Origin of the sequence: Serratia sp. SM04 (assembly GCF_040280225.1) — a bacterium.
Taxonomy (GTDB): domain Bacteria; phylum Pseudomonadota; class Gammaproteobacteria; order Enterobacterales; family Enterobacteriaceae; genus Serratia; species Serratia sarumanii.
This window is the reverse complement of record NZ_JBEOQT010000007.1, coordinates 76,627-98,510: the sequence shown is the minus strand read 5'-3', so window position 1 is coordinate 98,510 and position 21,884 is coordinate 76,627. Positions and strand designations below refer to the sequence as shown.

The window sequence follows — 21,884 nt, the reverse complement described above, 5'->3', positions numbered from 1 at the left end:
ACTCACCCTTTAGATTGAGGGCCGCCCCGGAAAGGGCTCGCGCCGAGCCGACAATTCCGTGTTTGTGTTACGCGGCGGCAGCTATTATCTTGAGCAGGCGATGCCCGCTGCTCACGAAGTCGACAACCTGAAACGTGAAGCGATTATAAACAAATATATTTTTCATAAAATCACATTACAGAAGAAACATTTCATTTTGCGATAAAGATCGCATAATGCATGAAAAGCCCGTTTCATCTCGTGATTCAGCCTTCACTGGCTTCGCGCCACGCACCGGCCAATAAAAGCCGTTGGCTCATGGGTTGACCGCCTTTTACCCTGTCATTTCCCCTCTTTTATGCGTGCCCCGGCCCCCCTCCCGTAGCCGTTTCACCGCCTTTTCCCACGCCTCTGTCGATGTTTTAAATGCATCACATTTTTGGGGTGTAAATTTCATTCTATATTGAAATTGAAATTTTCATTCCCCATACTGTCCACATGCTTCCTGCAGGGCGCCACGCTCGGGCCGCCGCCGGAGTTTTGCTTAAACAGAAGGAAACGGGTATGGCTACACAAGAAAAACAGCTTGATGTCATTTGTCTCGGGCGCATCGCCGTCGATTTCTATGCTCAGCAGATCGGCGCGCGGCTGGAAGACGCCGGCACATTCGCCAAGTACCTCGGCGGTTCTTCCGGCAACGTGGCCTACGGCACCGCCATTCAGGGGTTAAAATCCGGCATGCTGGCGCGCGTCGGCGACGAGCACATGGGCCGCTTTCTGCGCGAAGAACTGCAGCGCGTCGGGGCCGATACCCGCTGCCTGATCACCGACAAACAGCGATTAACCGGCCTGGTGATCCTCGGCATCAAGGATCAGGAAACCTTCCCGCTGATCTTCTACCGCGAAAACTGCGCGGACATGGCGCTGACGCCGGACGACATCGATGAGGCCTACATCGCTTCCTCGCGCGCGCTGGCCATCACCGGCACGCACCTGTCGCACCCGAACACCCGCGCCGCGGTGCTGAAGGCGCTGGAATACGCGCGCCGCCACGGCCTGCGCACCGCGCTGGACATCGATTACCGCCCGGTGCTGTGGGGGCTGACGTCGCTGGGCGACGGAGAAACCCGCTTTGTGGAATCGGACCAGGTCACGCGCGAGCTGCAGGAGGTGCTGCACCATTTCGATCTGATCGTCGGCACCGAAGAAGAGTTTCATATCGCCGGCGGCAGCACCGACACGCTGACGGCGCTGAAAAACGTGCGCCGGGCCACGGCGGCCACGCTGGTGTGCAAGCGCGGCGCGCAGGGTTGCTCGGTGTTCGAGGGCGAAATCGCCGATGGCTGGGAACAGGTGAAACTGCACGCCGGCGTGCGGGTTGAGGTGCTGAACGTGCTGGGGGCCGGCGACGCCTTTATGTCCGGCCTGCTGCGTGGCTACCTGAACGATGAGGGCTGGGATCAGGCCTGCCGCTACGCCAACGCCTGCGGCGCGTTGGTGGTCTCGCGCCACGGCTGCGCGCCGGCGATGCCGACCAAACGGGAGCTGGACGACTACCTGCTGCGTGAACGGCAGGTCACGCGCCCGGACCGCGATGCGCGCCTGAACCACCTGCACCGGGTCACCACCCGCAAGCAACAGTGGCCGGAACTGTGCGTCTTCGCCTTCGATCACCGCAAGCAGCTGGCGGACATGGCACGCGAAGCCGGCGTCGGCGAGGAGCGCATTCCGCGCCTGAAAACCCTGCTGCTGACCGCGGCGCAACAGGCCGCCGCGCAGGCCGGCCTGAACGGCAACAGCGGCATTCTGGCCGACACCACTTACGGGCAGGCGGCGCTGAACGAGATCACCGGCCAGGGATGGTGGATCGGCCGGCCGGTAGAGCTGCCCAGTTCGCGTCCGCTGCGCCTGGAGCACGGCAATATCGGCTCGCAATTGATCGACTGGCCGCAGGAGCACGTGGTGAAGTGCCTGGTGTTTTATCACCCGCACGACGCGGCGGAACTGCGTCGCGAGCAGGATGAGCTGATCGCCGACGTCTACCGCGGCTGCTGTAAGTCCGGCCACGAGCTGCTGCTGGAAGTGATCCTGCCGGACAACAACCCCGACAAAGACGAACGTTATTACCTGGAGATGATTGAGCACTTCTACCGGTTGGGCATTCAGCCGGACTGGTGGAAACTGCCGCCGCTGAGCGCGGAAAACTGGCGGCGGGTCGGTGCGCTGATCGATACCTACGATCCCGACTGCCGCGGCGTGCTGATCCTGGGGCTCGACTCCCCGGAAGCGGTGCTGAAGGCGGGCTTTGCCGCCGCCGCGGATGCGCGCTGGGTGAAGGGTTTCGCCGTCGGCCGCACTATCTTCGGCCAACCTTCGCGCCGCTGGCTGCAGGGGGAAATCGACGACGCCGCCCTGATCGAGCAGGTGAAACAAAAATACCTGACGCTGATCGGTTTCTGGCGCCAGTACCGCCCGCAGGCGGGCGGCGCGCACTGACAGCGAGAGCAGGTTCACGTCCCCTTAAGGCCATTTCGCCGCTTTAAGGGGATTTTTTTGCCTATTTTCTGTGAAGTCGCGCAATGTGCGATCGAATAAATCGCTTTTTGAGGAAATGAAATTTCCGCTCCGTCTGTTAAAATACCCTGTCAATATTTCAGGCGTCAGGCCAATGCGCCTTCACCCCACTGCGAGCCGAATGGATGAACAACCCAACTCAACTTTCGCTGTTACAGGACGAGATCCGCCACCGTTATGAAACGCTGAGCAAGCGTTTGAAGCAGGTGGCGCGCTATATTTTGGATAACAGTAACAGCATCGCTTTCGATACCGTTGCCTCCATCGCCGCACAGGCCAGCGTGCCGCCTTCCACCCTGATCCGTTTCGCCAACGCCTTCGGCTTCAGCGGCTTCAACGAAATGAAGCAGGTGTTCCGTCAGCATCTGATGGAAGAGACGGTGAACTATACCGAGCGCGCGCGCCTGTTCCGCCAAACCTCCACCGACGACAACGTCGCGCCGGAGAAGCCGGCGGAAATTCTCAACGTATTCACCATGGTCAACGCGCAGGCGCTGCAGCAGCTGGCGATGCAGATCGCCCCCGAGCAGCTGGATCGCGCCGTCGAACTGCTCAACAACGCCGAAAACATCTACGTGATCGGCCTGCGCCGTTCGTTCAGCGTCGCCTCCTATCTCACCTATGCGCTGCGCCATCTGGAGCGCCGCGCGTTTCTGATCGACGGCCTGGGCGGCATGTTCACCGAACAGCTGAGCATGGTGAAACCGAAGGACGTGGTGATCGCCATCAGCTATTCGCCGTACGCCCGCGAGGCGGTGGAACTGGTGGAATTGGGCGCCAAGCGCGGCGCGCAGCAGATCGCCATCACCGACAGCCAGGTCAGCCCGCTGGCCGCCTTCAGCGACGTCTGTTTCGTGGTGCGCGAAGCGCAGGTGGACGGGTTCCGTTCGCAGGTGGCCTCGATGTGCCTGGCGCAGACGCTGGCGGTTTCGCTGGCGCTGAATAACGCCCGGGACGAGTAAGGCTGACAAAAAAGCCCGGCAAGCCGGGCCTCAGGCGCTTATTGCGCGGCGGGATAGCCGTCGCCGTTAATCCAGGCGTGGTCTTTTTCCCAGGTGAATTTCCACTGCCGCACCGGCCCGGCCATCACGTTGAGATAATAGTTGTCGTAGCCTGCCAGGGTCGCCACCGGGTGATAACCGCGTGGCACTTTCACTACGTCCCGATTGTAGACCGGCATGCATTCGTCGAGCGTGCGATCGTCGGTATAGACGCGCTGCATGCAGAATCCCTGCTCCGGCTGAATGCGGTGATAATACGTCTCTTCCAGATAGGTTTCGTCCGGCGAGTCTTCCCGATCGTGCTTGTGGCTCGGGTAGGAACTGGTGTTGCCCTCGTCGGTGTAAACCTCCACCACCAGCAGGCTGTCGGCCGGCTCGCTGTCCGGCAGAATGTTGTGCACCAACCGCTGGTTGCGCCCCTTGCCGCGCCGCTCCACGCCGATATCCGCCGGCGTAATCAGCCGTGAAGGCAGGTGGCCGCTGCCGGGCGCGCTGCACACCGCCAGCTCCAGATCGGTTTCTGCCCGCACGTCGATGCGATCGTGGTGCGGCACATACACCGCGTAAGGCGGCGTGCGCTCGAACGGGCTCATGCGTTTGCCGATATGCGGGTATTCGGCGCGCAGCGTGGCGACGGAGGCGATACCGGCCACCAGCACCAGGCACAGCTCCTTGTCACCGCACTCCAGCTGCAGCGACTGCCCGGCGGCCAGGCGATAAACGTCGAAACCGACATAGCGCCACCCGGCATTTTCCGGCGTCACGTGCTGAATGCGCCCCTCGGCGTTCGGCGTCTGACATTTGGCAAGCAGTGAAGACATCTCGATTCTCCTGTTAACTCCCCGTGCAAAGGCCGTTGCCCCGAAGGAGCAACGGCCCGCTCATACTTTGCGATGGCTTAACCCAGCGTCGGCATGCTGAATTCGGACACCGTCTGCTGCCCGGCCGGCCAGCGCGCGGTGGCGGTCTTCATGCGCGTGTAGAAGCGCACGCCGTCGGTGCCGTGCACGTTAAGCGCGCCGAACACCGAGCGCTTCCAGCCGCCGAAGCTGTGGAACGCCATCGGCACCGGCACCGGCACGTTGACGCCGACCATCCCGGCCTGCACTTCTTGCACGAACTGGCGCGCGTAGTGGCCGCTGCCGGTAAAGATGGCGCTGCCGTTACCAAACTCGTGGCCGTTCACCGTGTCGATGGCGGTGCGGTAATCCGGCACCCGCACGATGCCCAGCACCGGCCCGAAGATCTCTTCACGGTAGATGCGCATGTTCGGCTTCACATGGTCGAACAGCGTGCCGCCGACGTAGTAGCCTTCAGGATAGCCCGGCACCTGATAATTGCGGCCGTCGGCCACCAGGGTGGCGCCTTCTTCCACGCCCAGATCGATGTAACCCAGCACCTTTTTCTGGTGGGCGGACGACACCAGCGGCCCCATTTCATTCTCTTCTCCGCCCTGCTGCAAGCCCGGCCCGACGCGCAGCTGCGCGATCAGCGGCTTCAGTTTGGCGATCAGTTTATCGGCGGTGTCGTCACCGACCACCACGGCGATCGGCAGCGCCATGCAGCGCTCGCCGGCGGAGCCGAAAGCGCCGCCCATCAGCGCGTTGACCGTGGCGTCCAGATCGGCGTCCGGCATGACGATCGCCTGGTTCTTCGCCGCACCGAAGGCCTGCACCCGCTTGCCGTGCGCGCTGGCGGTGGTATAGATATGTTCCGCCACGGTGGAGGAGCCGACGAAGCTCACCGCTTGAATGCGCGGATCGGTGCACAGCTGCGCCGCGTCTTCATTGGCGCAGTGCACCACGTTGAACACGCCGTCCGGCAGGCCGGCTTCTTTCAGCAGTTCCGCCAGGCGCACCGAGGCGGAAGGCACCAGCGCCGGCGGCTTGAGGATGAAGGTGTTGCCGCAGGCCAGCGCGATAGGGAACATCCACATCGGCACCATCGCCGGGAAGTTGAACGGGGTAATGCCCGCCACCACGCCCAGCGGCTGCATCAGCGAGAAGCTGTCGACGCCGCTGCCGACGTCCGGCGAATACTCGCCCTTGATCAGATGCGGGATGCCGCAGGCGAATTCGACCACTTCCATGCCGCGCGTCAGTTCGCCCAGCGCATCCGAGTACACCTTGCCGTGCTCGCTGACGATAAGCTCGGCCAGCTCGTCGCGGTGCTGTTCCAGCAGCGCCTTGAAATTGAACATGATGCGCGCGCGGCGCAGCGGCGTGGTGCGCGACCAATCGGCAAACGCCCGATGGGCCACGTCGATGGCCTGCTTGACTTCGGCGGCGGTGCTCTGCGTGACGCGCCGCTCAACCTGCCCGCTGGCCGGGTTGTGCACGTCGACGGTTTGATTGCTGCTGCTCAGGCACACCTGCCCGTCAATAAAGTTACCCACGGTTTTCATGTCACGCCCTCTTTTCAAGTCCGCTGTCGCCTGGCCACTCGCCGGCGGCGCGGCGTTAATCGTCCCGCTCGCCAAACCCCGTCGGCAAGCCGGCTACATCCTGACCGGATGCAGCAAACTCTATTTCATTGAAAAAAAAGTTTCAAATAAATTGTTTTGAAAAATTTGTTTTTAGTGCGTGAGGTCGCAATTTTGCGGTGTCGATCGGGTTGGCGCTTTCATTACCGCGCCAGGGAAAGCGCAACGGCGCAGGAGAAACCAGGGGCAATACACACTGACTTTGCTACAGAAAACCCGCACCGCGCCTGCCCTGTCGCCGTTACCGCCCGCCCCAGAACGCCCAAGGCGCCCGGATCGCGCGTGACGGTTTTTTTTGAACTGGATCTAAAAATCAATATTCCATTATTCACTAATTATGAAATAAATGTTCTTGTTTGTTCCAGCATTTATCGACGACATCGCCTTGATGACAGGCACGGTTCACACCCTTCCGCTCGCCCTCTTCCCGATAACCCAACCGTGCGGACGGAAGCCAGGATAAAAATCGGAGCAACACATGTCATATCAGCGTAAGCACAATACCGGCTACATATTGCGAATTTGCGGCATCGCCGCCCTGGGCGGCATTCTGTTCGGCTACGATACCGCCGTGATCTCCGGCGCGATCGAAGCGCTGAAAACCTATTTCAATCTCAGCCCGGCCGAAACCGGTTGGGCAGTCTCCAACGTGGTGATCGGCTGCGTGGTCGGCGCCTTCGCCGCCGGGCCGCTGGCGGCGCGCTGGGGCCGTAAAAAGGCGCTGATGCTGGCGGCGCTGCTGTTCACCGTTTCCGCCGTCGGCGCAGCCTTGGCCCCGACCTTCACCTGGTTCGTCATCTACCGCATCATCGGCGGGCTGGCGGTCGGCATTGCCGCCACCGTGTCGCCGATGTACATGTCGGAAGTGTCGCCAAAGGACATGCGCGGGCGCGCGCTCAGTATGCAGCAGTTCGCCATCGTGTTCGGCCAGATCGTGATTTTCTACGTCAACTTCAAAATCGCCAGCCTCGCCAGCGAAGCCTGGCTGGTGGAAATGGGCTGGCGCTGGATGTTCGCCTCGGGCGTCATCCCCTGCATTCTGTTCTGCATCCTGGTGTTCGTCATTCCTGAGTCGCCGCGCTGGAACGTGATGATGGGCCGCGACGATCAGGCGCTGGCGATGTTGACCAAGGTTTCCAACGCCGCCCACGCGCAGAATCTGCTGAAAGAAATCAAAGACTCGCTGCAGCAGGATCAACAGCAGCGGCATCGGAAGCTGAACTACGGCGATGTGCGGGTGCGTTTCATCCTGTTCGTCGGCTGCATGATCGCCATGCTGCAGCAGGTGACCGGCGTCAACGTAATGATGTATTACGCGCCGGTGGTGCTGAAAACCGTCACCGAAAACGCGCAGGAAGCACTGTTTCAGACCATCTGGATCGGCGTGCTGCAGCTGGTCGGTTCGGTCATCGGCGCCATGCTGATGGATCGCATGGGCCGCATTCCGCTGATGCGTTACGGCACGCTGGGCGCCATCGCCGGCCTGCTGCTCACCTCGTACGCGCTCTACACCCAGGCCACCGGCTATTTCGCGCTGTTCGGCATGCTGTTCTTCATGGTGTTTTATGCGCTGTCCTGGGGCGTCGGCGCCTGGGTGCTGGTGTCGGAAATCTTCCCGAACCGCATGCGCGCGCAGGGGATGAGCATCGCCGTCGGCTGCATGTGGGTCGCCAACTTCGCGGTGTCGCAGTCGTTCCCGATGATCAACGACCACCCTTACCTGTTCTCGCATTTCCACGGCGCCTTCCCGATGTGGATCTTCGCCGCCTGCTGCCTGTTCAGCTACTGGTTCATCGGCCGCTATATTCCGGAAACCAAAGGCGTCTCGCTGGAAAAAATGGAGCAGGTGGTGCTGGCCAAACGCCACCGCCACCCCCTGCCCGACGGCAAGCCGCTGCCGCTGGAAAACGGCAAATCCTGATCTCTCAACCCTGACCGCTGGAGTAATGCCTCATGACCATTGCACTGGACCGCTTCTGCATTAACCGCAAGATCGCGCCGAATCTCGATCTGGACAGTTTTTTCCGCCTGGTGAAACGCTGCGGGCTCAGTAAGGTTGAGCTGCGCAACGATATGCCCAGCGGCAAGGTGACCGACGATCTGAGCGACGCGCAGCTCAATGCGCTCGCTGCGCAATACGGCATCGAGATCGTCACGATCAACGCCCTCGGCATGTTCAATCTGATGGACAACCCGGCGGCGCTGCAGCAGCGCGCCGAAGCGTTGCTGGCGCAGGCGCAGGCCATCCACAGCCGGGCGCTGGTGCTGTGCCCGCACTGCAGCGCCGATGACACGCGCGGCGAGCAGCAAAAACGCGACGACACCCTCGCCGCGCTGCGGCTGCTGGCGCCGCTGTTTGCCCGCTATGGCGTGCAGGGGTACGTCGAGCCGCTGGGCTTCGGCATCAGCTCGCTGCGATCGTCGCTGCTGACCCAGGCGCTCATCCGCGATTCGGGCGCGCCGTACCGCATCGTGCTCGATACTTTCCACCACTATTTAAGCGGTGTGGCGCAGGCCGACTTCGACGCACAGATCCAGGTGGCGCAGATCGGCCTGGTGCATCTGTCCGGCGTGGAGGATGGGCGGGATAAAGGCGCGCTGAGCGACGAAGAGCGCATCATGCTGAGCGAGGGCGATCGGCTGGAGAGCCGCCGCCAGGTGCAAAACCTGGAACGCCTGGGCTACACCGGCGTCTATGCCTTCGAGCCCTTCTCTTCGCAGCTGGACGGCTGGAGCGAGGCGGATATCGAACGGGAAATCCGCCAGAGCATCGCCCTGCTGCAAGGGTAAAAAAAACGGCCTCCGCGGAGGCCGTTTTTCATGGCGTTACTTCAGGTTGCCGACCACCAGCTGGTGGCGCGCGTTGTAAAACTTACGGTAGGCCAGATAGCAGGCGATGATGGTCGACAGGCTGGCGGTGGAAAGCAGCATGAAGGTCACCATAATCTGGTATTTGATCGCTTTCACCGGATCGATGCCGGCGAAGATCAGCCCGGACATCATGCCCGGCAGGCTGACCAGCCCAACGGTTTTCGCCGAATCCACGGTCGGGATCAGCGAAGCGCGGATGCTGTCGCGGATCAGCGCCGCCGAAGCGAACTTGGGCGTCGCCCCCAGGCTGAGCATCTCCTGAATCTTCTGCTGTTCGCTTTTGAAACGCTGGCCGAGGTTGGTGTAGCACAATCCCACCGCCACCATGGCGTTACCGGCGATCATCCCGGAGATGGGGATTACCTGCATCGGCGTAAATTCGATGGAGCCAGTCAAGACCAGCACCGCCAGCGTCAGCACCGCGCCGGTGGTGATGGCGATAAACGACGTCACGAACGCGTGTTCGACGTACTTGCTGCGTTTCTTGGCGTTGTAGGCCGCGTTAAAGCAGATGAACAGCACCATCAACACGGTGAGCACCGCGTTATCCAGATCGAAAATGTACTTCAGCACGTAGCCGACGATGATCAGCTGCACCACCGCGCGGCAGATGCTCCAGATAATGTCCTTTTCCAGCGCCAGCTTTTCCCGGTGGCTGATCAGAATGGCGACCACCACCAGGATCATCGACAAGCCTAAGGATTCGTTGGTGATGTTATGCTGATTCATGCTGTTGCTCCTGTTGCTCGGCGCCGTGCGCGCGCAGGGTGATCACCTCGTCCGCATGCGCTATCTCTTCGGTATCGTGCGTCACCCACAGCACCGCCAGCCGGTGCTCCGCCACCAGCTGATGCACTATCTCATTGACGTTGCGCTTATTTTCCTCGTCCAGCGCGCTGGTGATCTCATCGAGCAACAGCACCCGAGGCATAAACTGCAGGTTGCGGATCAGGGACACGCGCTGCTTCTCCCCGCCGGACAGCTCATTGATGCTTTTGGTCAGCATCGCCTCCGGCAGCCCGAAACGCGCCAGATCGGCCTGCATTTTTCGTTCATCCGGCGACTGTTGACGGATCTGGTAGGGCAGCGCCAGATTGTCGTAAACCGTATTGCCGAACAGCGCCGGCGTCTGGAAGCAGTAAGAAACCTGTTTGCGATACGCCTCCGGCGACATCTCGGCGATCGCTCGTCCGTCGAAATAGAGGTTTCCGCTGGTCGGATCCATTAAGGAAGAGATGATTTTCAGCAGGGTGCTTTTCCCGCAGCCGGAAGGCCCGGTGATCAGTTTGAACTCGCCTTCACCCAGCGTGAAAGAGACGGAGCCCAGGATCACCTGGTTGTCTATTTGATAATGAATATCATCCAATCTCAGTATGTCTTTCTTTTCCTTCATTACGATGCCGGCTCCCTACACCTGTTCCCGTCTGAGCGATAAGTATATGGCCGCAAAAAACATATTAGCAATGCCTGTGCGGATGGCAGCGAGCGGAGAGGAGGATTGACGGAGCAAAACGCCCCGTCAAATAATAAATTTTACTAATGATTAGCTGTAGGAATAGTCAAAAGCGACCGCCAGGGTCGAATCACTCTTTTTTTATCGCCGCCTGTTCGTCGCAGCTGTACCAGCGTAGAGAATTGTTGATGCTGCGGTGGGTGCAGCGAACCTTGCCCTCCTTTTCCAGCGCCAGCAGCAGGGTGCGGGTGGTATAAATGTTTTCGCCGCATTTATCCGCCAGCTCGCGCGTCTTCGGCCACTGCTCCGGCGGGGGATGCAGGCCCCCGGCCCCTTCCACAAGATCCCGGCACAATCCCCGCAACACATCCAGCATCAGCGATTTTCTACTTTCAAACGTTTTCGGCACCTTGGCCATAGCATTCCTCCTGAGTGGTTACTGCTGAGCCCCCGTTCATGACTGCACGTCAGTGATGCGCAGGGGCATAAATCACGGCGGCGTCCGCGCAAACAACGTTGTTCCGATAAAATAGACCTGGCGCTGCCTATCACCGCGCGAATGAATATTTATTAATGAATCCAACCTTTGCCGATAAAATGTCATGCATTATTCCTCGGATTTTTCACTAGGATTTTTCTGTGCAATTTTTTTCATGGTTATCATGATATGAAGATGTTTAAACAATCCCATAACGAACCGCGAATACATAATTACCAACATTGTCAACGCATGCGCCTTACATCTGCTAAATGCATTAATCGCAGTAATCATTCCATCGTTCATCCTTTGATTATCACTTAGGTCATTATTATGTAATGCCTACGGCATCACCTGCCCTTTTCTGGTTAATCACAATGGGTTAAATAACATAAGCGCGTCCAAAAAATAGCATCTGATAAGAATAATCTTCCCCCTGCCTTGTTGTTATTTTTTTGTTAACGACTCTTCGAAAAACCATCGACAACCCAGGAATAGGCGGTGGAACACCATAGGGACAACTAACCACACAAAATCATACAAAACAAATGCTTATGTTTTTCATTTTGTTTCATAAAGAAAATTCTTCAATGTTCGTCAAAGCGTAATATTAGCAAAGCGATATTGCGCATTGTAGGGCAACCGCTATTACAGTCGATCTAATATCTCGCATAACCTTATTTATGCAGTCATTTATTCTGGATAATATTTACATACGATCTATTGGTTTTTGATCTTATATTTAACTTTTTCCTTTTGGTTTTATATTCTGAATTTGAGTTATTTCAACAAAATCTATTTCCAAGCAATGCTATTGTTTGCAAGAATATTCCCAGCAAAACGCCATACTGATATTCGGGTTTTAAAATCAAATAAAACCGACCAAACATCACATAACCATTTCGTTATTAAAAGCAAATAACGAAAAGTGTGCGTATTGCCCAAAGCAAAAGGATCTGGCTCCCATCGCAGTGCGGCTAACAGGGCGTTGCTGCTCTGCGGGGATTTAGGTGTGCTTTTCTTTTTATTTAAATACTCTCTACAGGAACCTGAGAAATGAAACTGAATAAATTAATGCTGGCGACCGCCATTGCTTTTTCTACCGCCTCCGTTGCACATGCGGCGCCGACCCCGAACCAGGGCAGCGGCACCGTGACCTTTAGCGGTGAAATTATCGATGCGCCTTGCAGCATCACGCCGGACTCCGTCGATCAAACCGTCCCGATGGGCCAGATCAGCAGCCGCATCCTGGCCAAAGAAGGCAAATCCAGCGCCGAACCCTTCAGCATTGAGCTGAAAGACTGCGCGCTCAACACCATGAAAAACGTCAAGGTGACCTTCACCGGCACGCCGGATGCCGTCAACAGCAAACTGCTGGCGCTGAGCGGTTCCGCCAGCGGCGCGGGCATCGTGATTTACGACCAGCTGCACGCCAAGGAAGTTGAGCTGGGCACCGCAACGGACGGCCAGGGCCTGAACGAAGGCAACAACGCCCTGAAATTCGCCGCATACCTGCAAGGCAACAGCGCTTCCGGCGCCGTCGTGCCGGGCCAGTTCACCAGCGTGGCGAACTTTACCCTGGCTTATCAGTAAGCCTCGTTGGGGATGCCGGCGCGGGCATCCCCATGCTTAACGACGCCGGCTCCGGCAAAGGAACCGATCTCGACAGGGAGAAGCCAGCATGACCATCCATTGGCGAGGCGCATTGCTGATCGCGCTCAGCATCGGCAGCGCTAGCGCCACGGCGAAAACTCAGGGCCACGGCAAAGTCAGCCTGGGCGGCGAAATCGTCGAAACGCCGTGCAACATCGCCGGCGACAGTTTGGATCAAACCGTTGATTTCGGGCTGGTTTCAATGAGCGACGCCGGGCGAGATGCCCAGCCGAGCCTCATCGGCAGCCGCCGCCACTTCGCCATCAGGTTGGTGAACTGCGAACTGGCCAGCCAGATAAAGCCCGATTTTATTTATCGCGCGGCCAACCTCACCTTCAGCGGCATCGCGGATAGCCAAGATCCGCAATGGCTCGCCGTCCATGGCGAGGCGCGCGGCATGGCTATCGAGTTGCTGACCGACGCCGGCACCCCGATCCCGCTCGGCAGCACGACGGCGGATTATCTGATCGTTGCCGGCGATAACACGCTGCGCTTTGGCGCCCAGCTGCGCATTCACCCCGACAGGGCACGGGCGGGCGGTTTCAGCTCATTGGCCAAATTCACCCTGTCTTATTTGTAGCCGGTTTTCGTTAGGAACGCTGTACAGCATTACGTATTCAGGTCTTACGGGATGACCTGCTATTAGGCGCGGATTTGCCATGAGTGATCATTCTATGACGTCTTTACTGACAATAAAAAAAACGCCCATCATCGTCATTCTCTCTGTTCTCTGGGCAAAACCGGTCTTTTCCGCCACGGAATTCAATACCGACGTGTTGGATATCGGCGAACGCAGCAAAGTGGACTTATCCCGCTTTTCCGACGCCGATTACGTCATGCCGGGCACCTATCTGCTGGATATCAAAATCAACCAGAAAACGCTGCCCCAGCGCAGCATTCAGTATTTCCCGTCGCCGGATAACAAGAGCGGCAGCCAGGTGTGCCTGCCGCCTGACCTGGTGGAAAAAATGGCGCTGAAAGAAGAAGCGGCCAAAAAAGTCACCCTGTGGCGCGACAACCAGTGTGCCGACATTCGCGGCATCAAAGGCGCAACGGTTTCCGATCGCATCAGCGGCGGCGTGCTGGCGATCACCATTCCGCAGGCCTGGATGAAATACTCCGATCCCGACTGGACGCCGCCCGAGCAGTGGGACGATGGCATCCCCGGCGTGCTGCTGGATTACAATCTCAGCGGCCAAATCGGTAAACAGCACCACGACAACGGCACCGCCGAAAGCCTCAGCAGCTACGGTACGTTGGGCGCCAACCTGGGCGCCTGGCGCCTGCGCGCCGATTATCAGACCGATTTCAACCAACAATACGGCCGGCGCGACAGCAATTTCGACTGGAATCAGATCTACGCATACCGCGCGCTGCCGATGCAGGCCGCCAGGCTGACGCTGGGTGAAACCTACCTGAATTCGCCGGTGTTCGACGCCTACCGTTTTACCGGCCTCAACCTCGCCAGCGACGAGCGCATGCTGCCGCCCAACCTGCAGGGTTACGCGCCTGAAGTACGCGGCATCGCCAAAAGCAACGCGCGGATCACCGTCTCTCAGGAAGGCCGCACGCTGTATCAAACCACGGTGCCCGCCGGGCCGTTCGCCATTCAGGATCTCAGCAGCTCGGTACGCGGCAAACTGGATGTGAAAGTGGAAGAACAAGACGGCAGTGTTTCCACTTTTCAGGTAGATACCGCCAGCATTCCTTATCTGACCCGCCCCGGCTACGTGCGCTATAACGTGGCGCTGGGCAAGCCGTCTGCCTACGATCACCGCACGCAAGGGCCGGTGTTCTCCGCCGGCGATTTCTCCTGGGGCTTGAGCAACGCCTGGTCGCTGTACGGCGGCGCGCTGCTCGGCGGCGATTACAACGCCTGGGCTCTCGGCCTGGGGCGCGACCTGAACCTGTTCGGCGCCCTGTCGGTGGACGCCACGCAGTCGATCGCGCGCCTGCCCGATGAACCCAGCGCCAAAGGCATGTCATTCAAGGTCAACTACGCCAAACGTTTCGACGAGCTCAACGGCCAAATCACCTTTGCCGGCTACCGCTTTTCGCAGCGCAAATTTATGACCATGTCGCAGTACCTGCAGGCGCGCTACGGCGACATTGACGATCGCTACAGCGGCCGACAAAAAGAGTTGTATACCGTCACCGCCAGCAAAACCTTTATGGCGGAGGACAGCGCTCAGGCGATCACCGCTTATCTGACCTACTCACACCAGACTTACTGGGACGCAGGCGCGCAAAACCGCTACGGCATGTCGACCAGCAAGCTGTTCGACTTCGGCGGGATCAGCAACATCACCGCCTCGTTGGCGGCCTATCGCACTCACTATCGGGGCCGCACCGACGATAGCGCGATGCTCAATTTCACCGTGCCTATCGGCGAGCACAACCGTCTGGGCTACGCGCTGCAGGTCAATAACCGCGACGTGACCCAAACGGCGACCTACACCGACAACAGCGACATCAACAATACCTGGCAGGTCGGCAGCGGCGTCACCCAGTCCGGCAAACCGACGGCGAGCGGTTACTACACCCATAACGCGTCGTTCGGCACGCTCAACGCCAACGCGTCTTATCAGCAGGGCAGTTACTCCTCGATAGGCGGAACTTTCCGCGGCGGCCTGACCGCTACCCGGCACGGCGTCGCCGCGCACCAGAACGCCGGCAACGGCGGCAGCCGCATGATGCTGGATACCAACGGCGTCGCCGGCGTGCCGATCAACAACGGCCGCGCTTACAGCAACCGCTTCGGATTGGCGGTGATCTCGGACATCACCAGCTACTACAACACCGATACGCGCATCGACGTCAACAAGCTGGCGGACGACGTTGAAGCCACGCGCGCGGTGGTGCAAGGCACGCTGACGGAAGGCGCCATCGGTTATCGCCACTTCGAGGTGGTGAAAGGCAGCAAGCTGTTAGCCACCATCAAACTGGCGGACGGCAGCGAACCGCCGTTCGGCGCCACGGTGCTGAGTGCAACCGGACGGGAGATCGCGGTGGTGAACGACGGCGGCTCGGTGTATCTGACCGGCGTCCAACCGGAAGAGCGGTTGGACGTCGCCTGGGAAGGCCGCCGTCAGTGCCGCATCGCCATCCCAGGCGCCGCCAAACCGCTGGACCGGCTGCTGTTGCCGTGCACCAAACCGTAATCCGCAACACATTGAGAGTAGACGCATAACATGAACAAACATTCGATAGCAGTAACCGCGGGCAGCCTGGCGTTGATAACGCTGGCTTCGACGGCCGACGCGGCGATCGCGTTGGATCGCACGCGCGCCATCTATGTGAGCGACGCCAAATCGATCAGCCTTAACATAACCAATGAGAACAAAGAGTTGCCTTTCCTTGCTCAGGCCTGGATCGAGAATGCGCAACATCAAAAGATCGTTTCGCCGCTGGTGGTATTGCCGCCGTTGCAACGGGTGGAAGCCGGAGAACGCAGCGTCGTGCGCATTACCAAAACGCCGGAAGCCGAGCTATTGCCGCAAGATCGCGAATCGGTGTTTTATTTCAATTTGCGTGAAATTCCGCCCAAAAGCAGCAAAGCCAACGTGATGCAGCTGGCGCTGCAAACGCAGATCAAACTGTTCTTCCGCCCGAAGGCCATCGTCGCGCCGCAGGGTGAGATATGGCAAGAACAGCTGGTGTTCCACAAAACCGCCGACGGTTTCACCATCGAAAATCCGACGCCGTTCCACATCACGCTGACCGGCATCGCCCGTCAGACGCAGAAACAAGGCGGTGGCGCGATCGGCGATTTTCAGCCGGTGATGCTGTCCCCCAAATCCAGCGAAAAAGTGCGTTTGCGCGACCATGGGTTCGACGCCTTCGTCGTCACCTATATCAATGATTTCGGCGGCCACCCCGAGCTGCGCTTCACCTGCAGCACTAACCTCTGCACCGCCGCACCCGGAAAAAAATAAGGAGATACGCCATGGCTGACTTCACCGGCCGCCTGCGGCCTCTGCTGATCGGCGCCTTGCTGCTCGGCAACGGCGCCGCGATGGCCTCTCCGCCGGGAGAGGTTCAGGGCACCAGCGGCACCGTCGGTTTTCAGGGCGCTCTGCTGAGCTCTCCCTGCAGCCTGGCGCCGGACAGCCGCGATCAGTCGGTCGATCTCGGTGAGATCGGCACGCTCGCCTTCCGGCGTGTCGGCGATCAAAGCGCGCCGGTACGTTTTCGTCTCGCCTTTACCCATTGCCTGCTGGGCGCGCGGGCGCTGGCGGACAATCCGGCCGGCATGCGCAATGGCGATGCCGGCCTGCTCTACCTGCGGGGGGAGCAGGCCGCCACGCTGGTGTTCCTCGGTGAAAGCGATCCCGACAATCCGCAGTTGCTGAAGCTGCACGGCGGCGTACAAGGCGTTGGCCTGCGGCTGAAAGATCAACGGGGCCGTGCATTGTCCCTCAACCAACCCGGCGCCCCCTATGTATTGCAGCCGGGCGGCAATACGTTGTGGTTCAGCGCTCAATTGGAATCAACCCGTCCGTTCATCGAAGCAAACCAATTCAAAGGAGTGGTGCATGTCCAGCTGGTCTATTTATAAACGCCTGGCGTTGCTGGGTTGCCTGGCGACGCCGTTCGGCGCTCAGGCGCTGGAATGCCACCTGAATACCGAGAACGGCATTACCGAAGAGAGCGAGGATATCGGCCGGTTGACCATACCGGCCACCTTACCGGTCGGCAGCCGGCTTTGGACCTCTAAACCGATGAGCCGCGACGTTATGTGCTGGGCGCACGCCAGCAAACCCAAGGGGGAATGGGTTTATTTCTATCCCAATCCGGACAACCGGCAGTTCGCCACCGGCATCGCCATGGGGGTGATTTATAACGGCCGGGATCTCGGCTTGATCAACTCCCGAGTACAAACCGATATGTTTCGTACCCCCAAGCAACGGGAGCTCGGTCATGTCAACTATCAGGTTTATTTGCAAAAAACCGGAGAAATCACCGCAGGGGGCGCCAGTCAGATCGCCGTTTTTCAGCTCGATGGCGTAGGCGGCATCAACGTCCACCCGGGAAAAAATTACCGTTTCACCCTAACCGGGCTGGATAAAATCAAGGTGATCCAGTGCGCCGCTTCGGTGGAGCTTTCAACCCCGGAAGGCGTTGACTTCGGTGAGATCCCGACTTGGAAACCCAATGCGGGCACCGTAGCGAGCAAGGATTTCAGCATCTTGATCCGCAAAAACGGCTGCAGCGACAGCTTCGCGCTGGAGGCCAATTTCATGGTGAAAAACGGCACGCTGACCGACGCTACCGGCTTGAATATGGACAATGGTTCAACCTTGCGCATCCACGATAATTCCAACCCCAAATGGATTAAATACAATCAGTTCGACAGCTTTGCCGACATGAGTGGCCGCGATCAGGTGCAAAAATCCTACAGCGCCTCATTGCAGGCCAGCGGGGAAGGACAGGAAGGCAATTTCCGCAAGACCGTAATCTTGCTGATTAATTATATTTAATGGTGGTGATGATGAAGAGCTATCGGACAATCACCGCTCTGTGCGGCATCGGTTTTCTATTTTCCTCCGCAGTCGCGGCGGAAAATAAGGAAATAGACTTTTTCGGCTCCGTGGTAAGCAGACCCTGCAATATCGACCCGCAGTCTCTTCACCAGACCGTCGAGATGGATACGGTGTTGATCAAAACCTTGTACCGCTACGGCCATACCAACCCCGTGTCATTTTCCATTCGCTTAACCGACTGTAAAACCGCCGTTTTCAAATCGGTCACCGCCACCTTTACCGGCACCGAAGATGCCGAACTGCCGGGCAAGCTGGCGATCAACAATGGCGCCAACGGCGCCGCTATCGCGCTGTTTGACGGTGCTGGCAAAGCGATTGATCTGGGCACGCCGACCGATGCGGTGACATTGCAAGACGGCCCCAACGCCCTGAGGTTCAGCGCCTATGTCCAGGCCCGGCCGAGCGCGATGAAAGATAAAAGCCTTACCGAAGGCGAATTCAGTTCCGTCGCCAATTTTGTGCTGGCGTACCAATAAGCCCCGCACCGCCCCAGGGAAATCAGGAAAACGACCGGCGCGCGAACGCCGGCGATTGGCCGTCACCGTTCGCTCCGGCGCGGCGCCGCGGCCTTTTAAGGAGCCACCCATGCCAGATATTCGCTTCACGCTGTTCGACAGCGATAACTTCTACCAGCAGGGGCTGCGTCTGCTGCTGCAGGACTATCTGCACTCCCTGAACGAATGCCAACGCCTGTACCCGCAGTTCTCGCCGCTGGCGCTGCAGGCGTTGGATAACATCGAAATCGTGTTCCGCACGCCGGAAGAGCGCTGGGGCTGCGCCTGCTGCTACCGGAGCCCCTACGGCATCCCGCGCCAGCGGCAGCTGACCTTGCTGATCCTCGACGACACGGCCCAGCAACAGGTGAAAAACCTGTCTCCGCTGTTCAGCATCCACCGGCGCGACTCGGTTTACGCCATTCGCCTCAAGCTGCAGATGGCGCTGGAAAAATTCATTCAGCAGCCGTGGATGGCGCTGCACGCCGCCGACATATGGAAATGCCAGGCCTGCCGCCTCGCCGCGCTGAGCCACTGTGAGAAAAAGGTGCTGGGCCTGATGAGCAGCGGCATGTCCGCCTGTAGCATCGCCGGCCTGCTGCAGCGCAGCCAGAAAACCATCAGCGCCCACAAACGTTCGGCGATGCGCAAGCTGAACGTGCGCAAAAACAGCGAGTTGAATCGGGTGCTGCTGAATCAGCGGGAGCTGAACTGAGCGACAAAAGGCTCGCGAGTGACGCCAGAGTGGTTTACTCTGAATACTCATTTTCGCACTGCAAAGCGAGCCGGAATGCATGCCCAGAACAGCCAAAGCCGTTGACGTCCCCGCCCTCGGCGAGCTCGATCGTCAGGCGGGTCAACTTAGCCACCAGCTGGCGCAGGCCCTGCGCCAGGCCATCCACCGGGGCGATCTGAAAGCGGGCGACCTGCTGCCCTCGACGCGCCGGCTGTCGGCGGCGCTGAATCTGGCGCGCGGCACGGTATTGGAGGCGTTCGCTCAGCTAACGGCGGAAGGTTTTCTCGAACCGCAGCCCGGCTCCGGCACCCGGGTCGCCCACTATCAGGCTCCGCGCCGCACGCCGCACGCCACGGTGCAGGCCGCTCCGTCCACAGCCGTGCCACTTTCCGCACAGGCGCAGCATCTGGCGCGCTTTGCCGCCCAGGCGCGGGCGTTGCCGCCGGTGCCGTTCACCGTCTCGGTGCCGATCGGCGATACCGCGCCCGACGATATCTGGCGGCGGCTCGGCAACCGCATCCGGGCGCGCGGCCCCGGCGCCCCGTCAGGCTACGGCGATCCGCTGGGCGCGTTGCCGCTGCGCGAAGCCATCTGCGACTATGTGCGCCGTTCCCGCTCGGTAAACTGCACGCCGCAGCAAATCCTCATCACCTCCGGCACGCAACAAGGGCTCTATTTGGCCGCGCAGATCCTGCTGGACGCCGGCGACAGCGCCTGGGTCGAAGATCCCGCCTACGCCGGCATTACCGCCATTTTCGACAGCCTGTTTCGCGATCGGCACATGATTAGGGTGCCCGTCGCCGACGACGGCATCGACGTTGCCGCCGGCGTGCGTCTGGCCGCCGACGCCCGCGCCGCCTTTGTCACGCCGTCACATCAATATCCGCTGGGCATGCCGATGAGCATGGCGAAAAGAAGCGCCCTGCTGGCCTGGGCCAAAGAGCGGCAGGCCTGGATCGTGGAAGACGACTACGACAGCGAGATGCGCTACGCCGGCCACCCGTTCCCTTCGCTGCAGGGGCTGGCACCCGAGCGAACGCTCTATCTCGGCACCTTCAGCAAGGTGCTGTTCCCTTCGCTGCGGCTGGGTTACGCCATCGTGCCGCCGCCGCTGGTCGACGCCTTTTGCGGCGCCAGGATCCTGATGGATCGCCATCCGCCCAGCGCGGATCAACACGTGCTGGCCGCCTTTATCGCCGAAGGGTATCTCGACCGGCATATCCGCAAAATGCGCGGCGTCTACGCCGAGAAACGCCGGGTGCTGATCGAGGCGATCAACACGCACATCCCCGCTGAGCTGGCGATAGTGCAGCCCTGCGATCAGGGCATGCACATGGTGCTGTGGCTGAGGAAAGATCTCGATGACGTGCGGGTCGCCCAATGCGCCAACGAAGCCGGATTGGCGCTGCGGGCGGTGTCGCCGATGTATGCGCCCGGCCACGGTGAGCCGGGTCTGGTGCTGGGATTGGGCGGTTACGCCGACCGCCAGGTGCAACAGGCGGTGGAACGGCTCGGCGAGGTGATCCGAGCCTGCGCCGGCAACGGCGCCTAGCGGGAAAAGCGCTTGGCGCCGAACACGCAAACCACCACGCCGGCCATCACGGCGATCATCATCGGCTGGACGGTTTCCTGCAGCAGCCAGCCCGCCAGCGCCAGGCCAAAGAACGGCTGCAGCAGCTGTAACTGCCCGACGGCGGCGATGCCGCCCTGCGCCAGGCCGCGATACCAGAAAATAAACCCAATCCACATGCTGAACACCGAGACGTAAACCAGCGACAGCCAGGCGGCGCCGCTGACGGCAGGCCAACCGGCCGGCGCCGCCAGCCAAGTGGCCGCCAGCGTCAACGGCAACGCCGCCACCAGCGCCCAGGAGATCACCTGCCAGCCGCCGATCCGGCGCGACAGCACCGCCCCTTCGGCATAACCCAGGCCGCACAGCAGCACCGCACCGATCATCAGCGCATCCCCTTGCCAGGCTCCGCCGCTCCCCTGGCTTAGCGCGAAAGCGCCCACCAGCACGGCGCCGACGCCTGAAAAAGCCCAAAAAGCGGGCTTGGGCCGCTCTCCGCCGCGCAAAACGCCAAAACCGGCGGTCGCCAACGGCAGCAGGCCGATATACACCAGCGAATGCGCCGAGGTGGTGTGCTGCAGCGCCAGCGCCGTCAGCAGCGGAAAACCGATGACCACGCCGAGCGCCACAAACAGCAGCGGCGGCAAATCGGCCCGCGTCGGCCGCGCCTGGCGGGTGATCAGCAGCGCACACAGCGCCAGCAAGGCGGCGATCGCCGCCCTGACCGCCGTCAGAAACAGCGGATCGAGCTCCAGCACCGCCACCCGCGTGGCGGGCAGCGAGCCGCTGAAAATAATCATGCCGAGGAAGCCGTTCATCCAGCCCTGGGGCGAATGCCCGGCGGCGGGATGCGCAGGGGGAACAACGAGAGTTTTTTCAGACTGACTGTCCGTCATGTGAACGCTCCGCACGCCTGAGGCATACCGAAATCGGCAACCCGCGAGGCGATATCATAGTGAAAGAGAACATCGTTCCCCGGCGTCACTTGCCGGGGCCAGGTTCTATTTTTCAGATAAAGCGGTTCACGGACAGGTCCGGATAGCGAGATTT

At 60.0% G+C, this 21,884-nt stretch carries 19 protein-coding genes; 13 read left to right on the top strand and 6 right to left on the bottom strand.

Annotated features, from left to right (window positions below; translation table 11 throughout):
• Positions 1–543 precede the first annotated feature (543 nt).
• On the top strand, positions 544–2,475 hold the full coding sequence (iolC, locus tag ABTW55_RS12035; protein ID WP_060423589.1) for a 5-dehydro-2-deoxygluconokinase: 1,932 nt from the start codon (positions 544–546) through the stop codon (positions 2,473–2,475).
• A 203-nt stretch (positions 2,476–2,678) separates the two neighbouring features.
• A complete protein-coding gene (locus ABTW55_RS12030; protein ID WP_004930856.1) occupies positions 2,679–3,515 on the top strand; it encodes a MurR/RpiR family transcriptional regulator in 837 nt (278 codons plus the stop codon).
• Positions 3,516–3,553: 38 nt separating this feature from the next.
• On the opposite strand, the gene iolB is transcribed toward ABTW55_RS12030, so the two are convergent.
• Positions 3,554–4,375, bottom strand: coding sequence for a 5-deoxy-glucuronate isomerase (iolB, locus tag ABTW55_RS12025; protein WP_033636349.1), 822 nt, complete (start codon positions 4,373–4,375; stop codon positions 3,554–3,556).
• A 77-nt stretch (positions 4,376–4,452) separates the two neighbouring features.
• A complete protein-coding gene (locus ABTW55_RS12020) occupies positions 4,453–5,958 on the bottom strand; it encodes a CoA-acylating methylmalonate-semialdehyde dehydrogenase (RefSeq protein WP_015379335.1) in 1,506 nt (501 codons plus the stop codon).
• A 556-nt stretch (positions 5,959–6,514) separates the two neighbouring features.
• On the opposite strand from ABTW55_RS12020, the gene ABTW55_RS12015 reads away from it, so the two are divergent.
• Both ABTW55_RS12015 and ABTW55_RS12010 read left to right on the top strand, forming a co-directional pair.
• Positions 6,515–7,957, top strand: coding sequence for a sugar porter family MFS transporter (locus tag ABTW55_RS12015; RefSeq protein ID WP_033636350.1), 1,443 nt, complete (start codon positions 6,515–6,517; stop codon positions 7,955–7,957).
• Between the two features lie 32 nt (positions 7,958–7,989).
• Positions 7,990–8,826 (top strand): TIM barrel protein, encoded by an 837-nt coding sequence (locus tag ABTW55_RS12010; RefSeq protein ID WP_060423586.1) that lies wholly within the window; start codon positions 7,990–7,992, stop codon positions 8,824–8,826.
• A gap of 36 nt (positions 8,827–8,862) precedes the next feature.
• On the opposite strand, the gene fetB is transcribed toward ABTW55_RS12010, so the two are convergent.
• The 3 genes from fetB to ABTW55_RS11995 form a co-directional block, all read right to left on the bottom strand.
• Positions 8,863–9,636, bottom strand: a complete 774-nt coding sequence (gene fetB, locus ABTW55_RS12005; protein WP_033636352.1) for an iron efflux ABC transporter permease subunit FetB — start codon at positions 9,634–9,636, stop codon at positions 8,863–8,865.
• On the bottom strand, positions 9,623–10,300 hold the full coding sequence (gene fetA / locus ABTW55_RS12000) for an iron efflux ABC transporter ATP-binding subunit FetA (RefSeq protein ID WP_060423581.1): 678 nt from the start codon (positions 10,298–10,300) through the stop codon (positions 9,623–9,625). Before fetA ends, fetB begins: the two co-directional genes overlap by 14 nt.
• A gap of 190 nt (positions 10,301–10,490) precedes the next feature.
• Complete coding sequence (locus tag ABTW55_RS11995; protein WP_033649362.1) at positions 10,491–10,778, bottom strand: FaeA/PapI family transcriptional regulator; 288 nt, start codon at positions 10,776–10,778, stop codon at positions 10,491–10,493.
• 1,116 nt (positions 10,779–11,894) lie between these two features.
• Between ABTW55_RS11995 and ABTW55_RS11990 the strand changes: the two genes are divergently transcribed.
• The 9 genes from ABTW55_RS11990 (at position 11,895) to ABTW55_RS11950 (ending at position 20,816) form a co-directional block, all read left to right on the top strand.
• Entirely contained in the window at positions 11,895–12,431 is a 537-nt protein-coding gene (locus ABTW55_RS11990) for a fimbrial protein (RefSeq protein ID WP_033636355.1), read from the top strand.
• A gap of 88 nt (positions 12,432–12,519) precedes the next feature.
• Positions 12,520–13,071 (top strand): fimbrial protein, encoded by a 552-nt coding sequence (locus tag ABTW55_RS11985; protein ID WP_033649363.1) that lies wholly within the window; start codon positions 12,520–12,522, stop codon positions 13,069–13,071.
• Positions 13,072–13,150: 79 nt separating this feature from the next.
• The gene (locus ABTW55_RS11980) at positions 13,151–15,652 is read left to right on the top strand and encodes a fimbria/pilus outer membrane usher protein (RefSeq protein ID WP_060423578.1); all 2,502 of its coding nucleotides are present in this window, start codon (positions 13,151–13,153) and stop codon (positions 15,650–15,652) included.
• A gap of 30 nt (positions 15,653–15,682) precedes the next feature.
• A complete protein-coding gene (locus ABTW55_RS11975) occupies positions 15,683–16,426 on the top strand; it encodes a molecular chaperone (RefSeq protein WP_060423572.1) in 744 nt (247 codons plus the stop codon).
• A gap of 11 nt (positions 16,427–16,437) precedes the next feature.
• On the top strand, positions 16,438–17,049 hold the full coding sequence (locus tag ABTW55_RS11970) for a fimbrial protein (protein WP_033654468.1): 612 nt from the start codon (positions 16,438–16,440) through the stop codon (positions 17,047–17,049).
• A complete protein-coding gene (locus tag ABTW55_RS11965) occupies positions 17,027–17,971 on the top strand; it encodes a fimbrial protein (protein ID WP_060423570.1) in 945 nt (314 codons plus the stop codon). The genes ABTW55_RS11970 and ABTW55_RS11965 overlap by 23 nt, the downstream gene beginning before the upstream one ends.
• Positions 17,971–18,510 carry a fimbrial protein gene (locus ABTW55_RS11960; protein ID WP_086556970.1) on the top strand — a complete coding sequence of 180 codons (540 nt, stop codon included), beginning with the start codon at positions 17,971–17,973 and terminating at the stop codon, positions 18,508–18,510. The genes ABTW55_RS11965 and ABTW55_RS11960 overlap by 1 nt, the downstream gene beginning before the upstream one ends.
• A 109-nt stretch (positions 18,511–18,619) precedes the next feature.
• Complete coding sequence (locus ABTW55_RS11955; RefSeq protein ID WP_033649366.1) at positions 18,620–19,243, top strand: LuxR family transcriptional regulator; 624 nt, start codon at positions 18,620–18,622, stop codon at positions 19,241–19,243.
• 79 nt (positions 19,244–19,322) lie between these two features.
• The gene (locus tag ABTW55_RS11950) at positions 19,323–20,816 is read left to right on the top strand and encodes a PLP-dependent aminotransferase family protein (protein WP_060423567.1); all 1,494 of its coding nucleotides are present in this window, start codon (positions 19,323–19,325) and stop codon (positions 20,814–20,816) included.
• Here the strand turns inward: ABTW55_RS11950 and ABTW55_RS11945 are convergent.
• A complete protein-coding gene (locus ABTW55_RS11945; RefSeq protein ID WP_033654470.1) occupies positions 20,813–21,730 on the bottom strand; it encodes a DMT family transporter in 918 nt (305 codons plus the stop codon). The two genes, ABTW55_RS11950 and ABTW55_RS11945, sit on opposite strands and share 4 nt — an antisense overlap.
• Positions 21,731–21,884 lie beyond the last annotated feature (154 nt).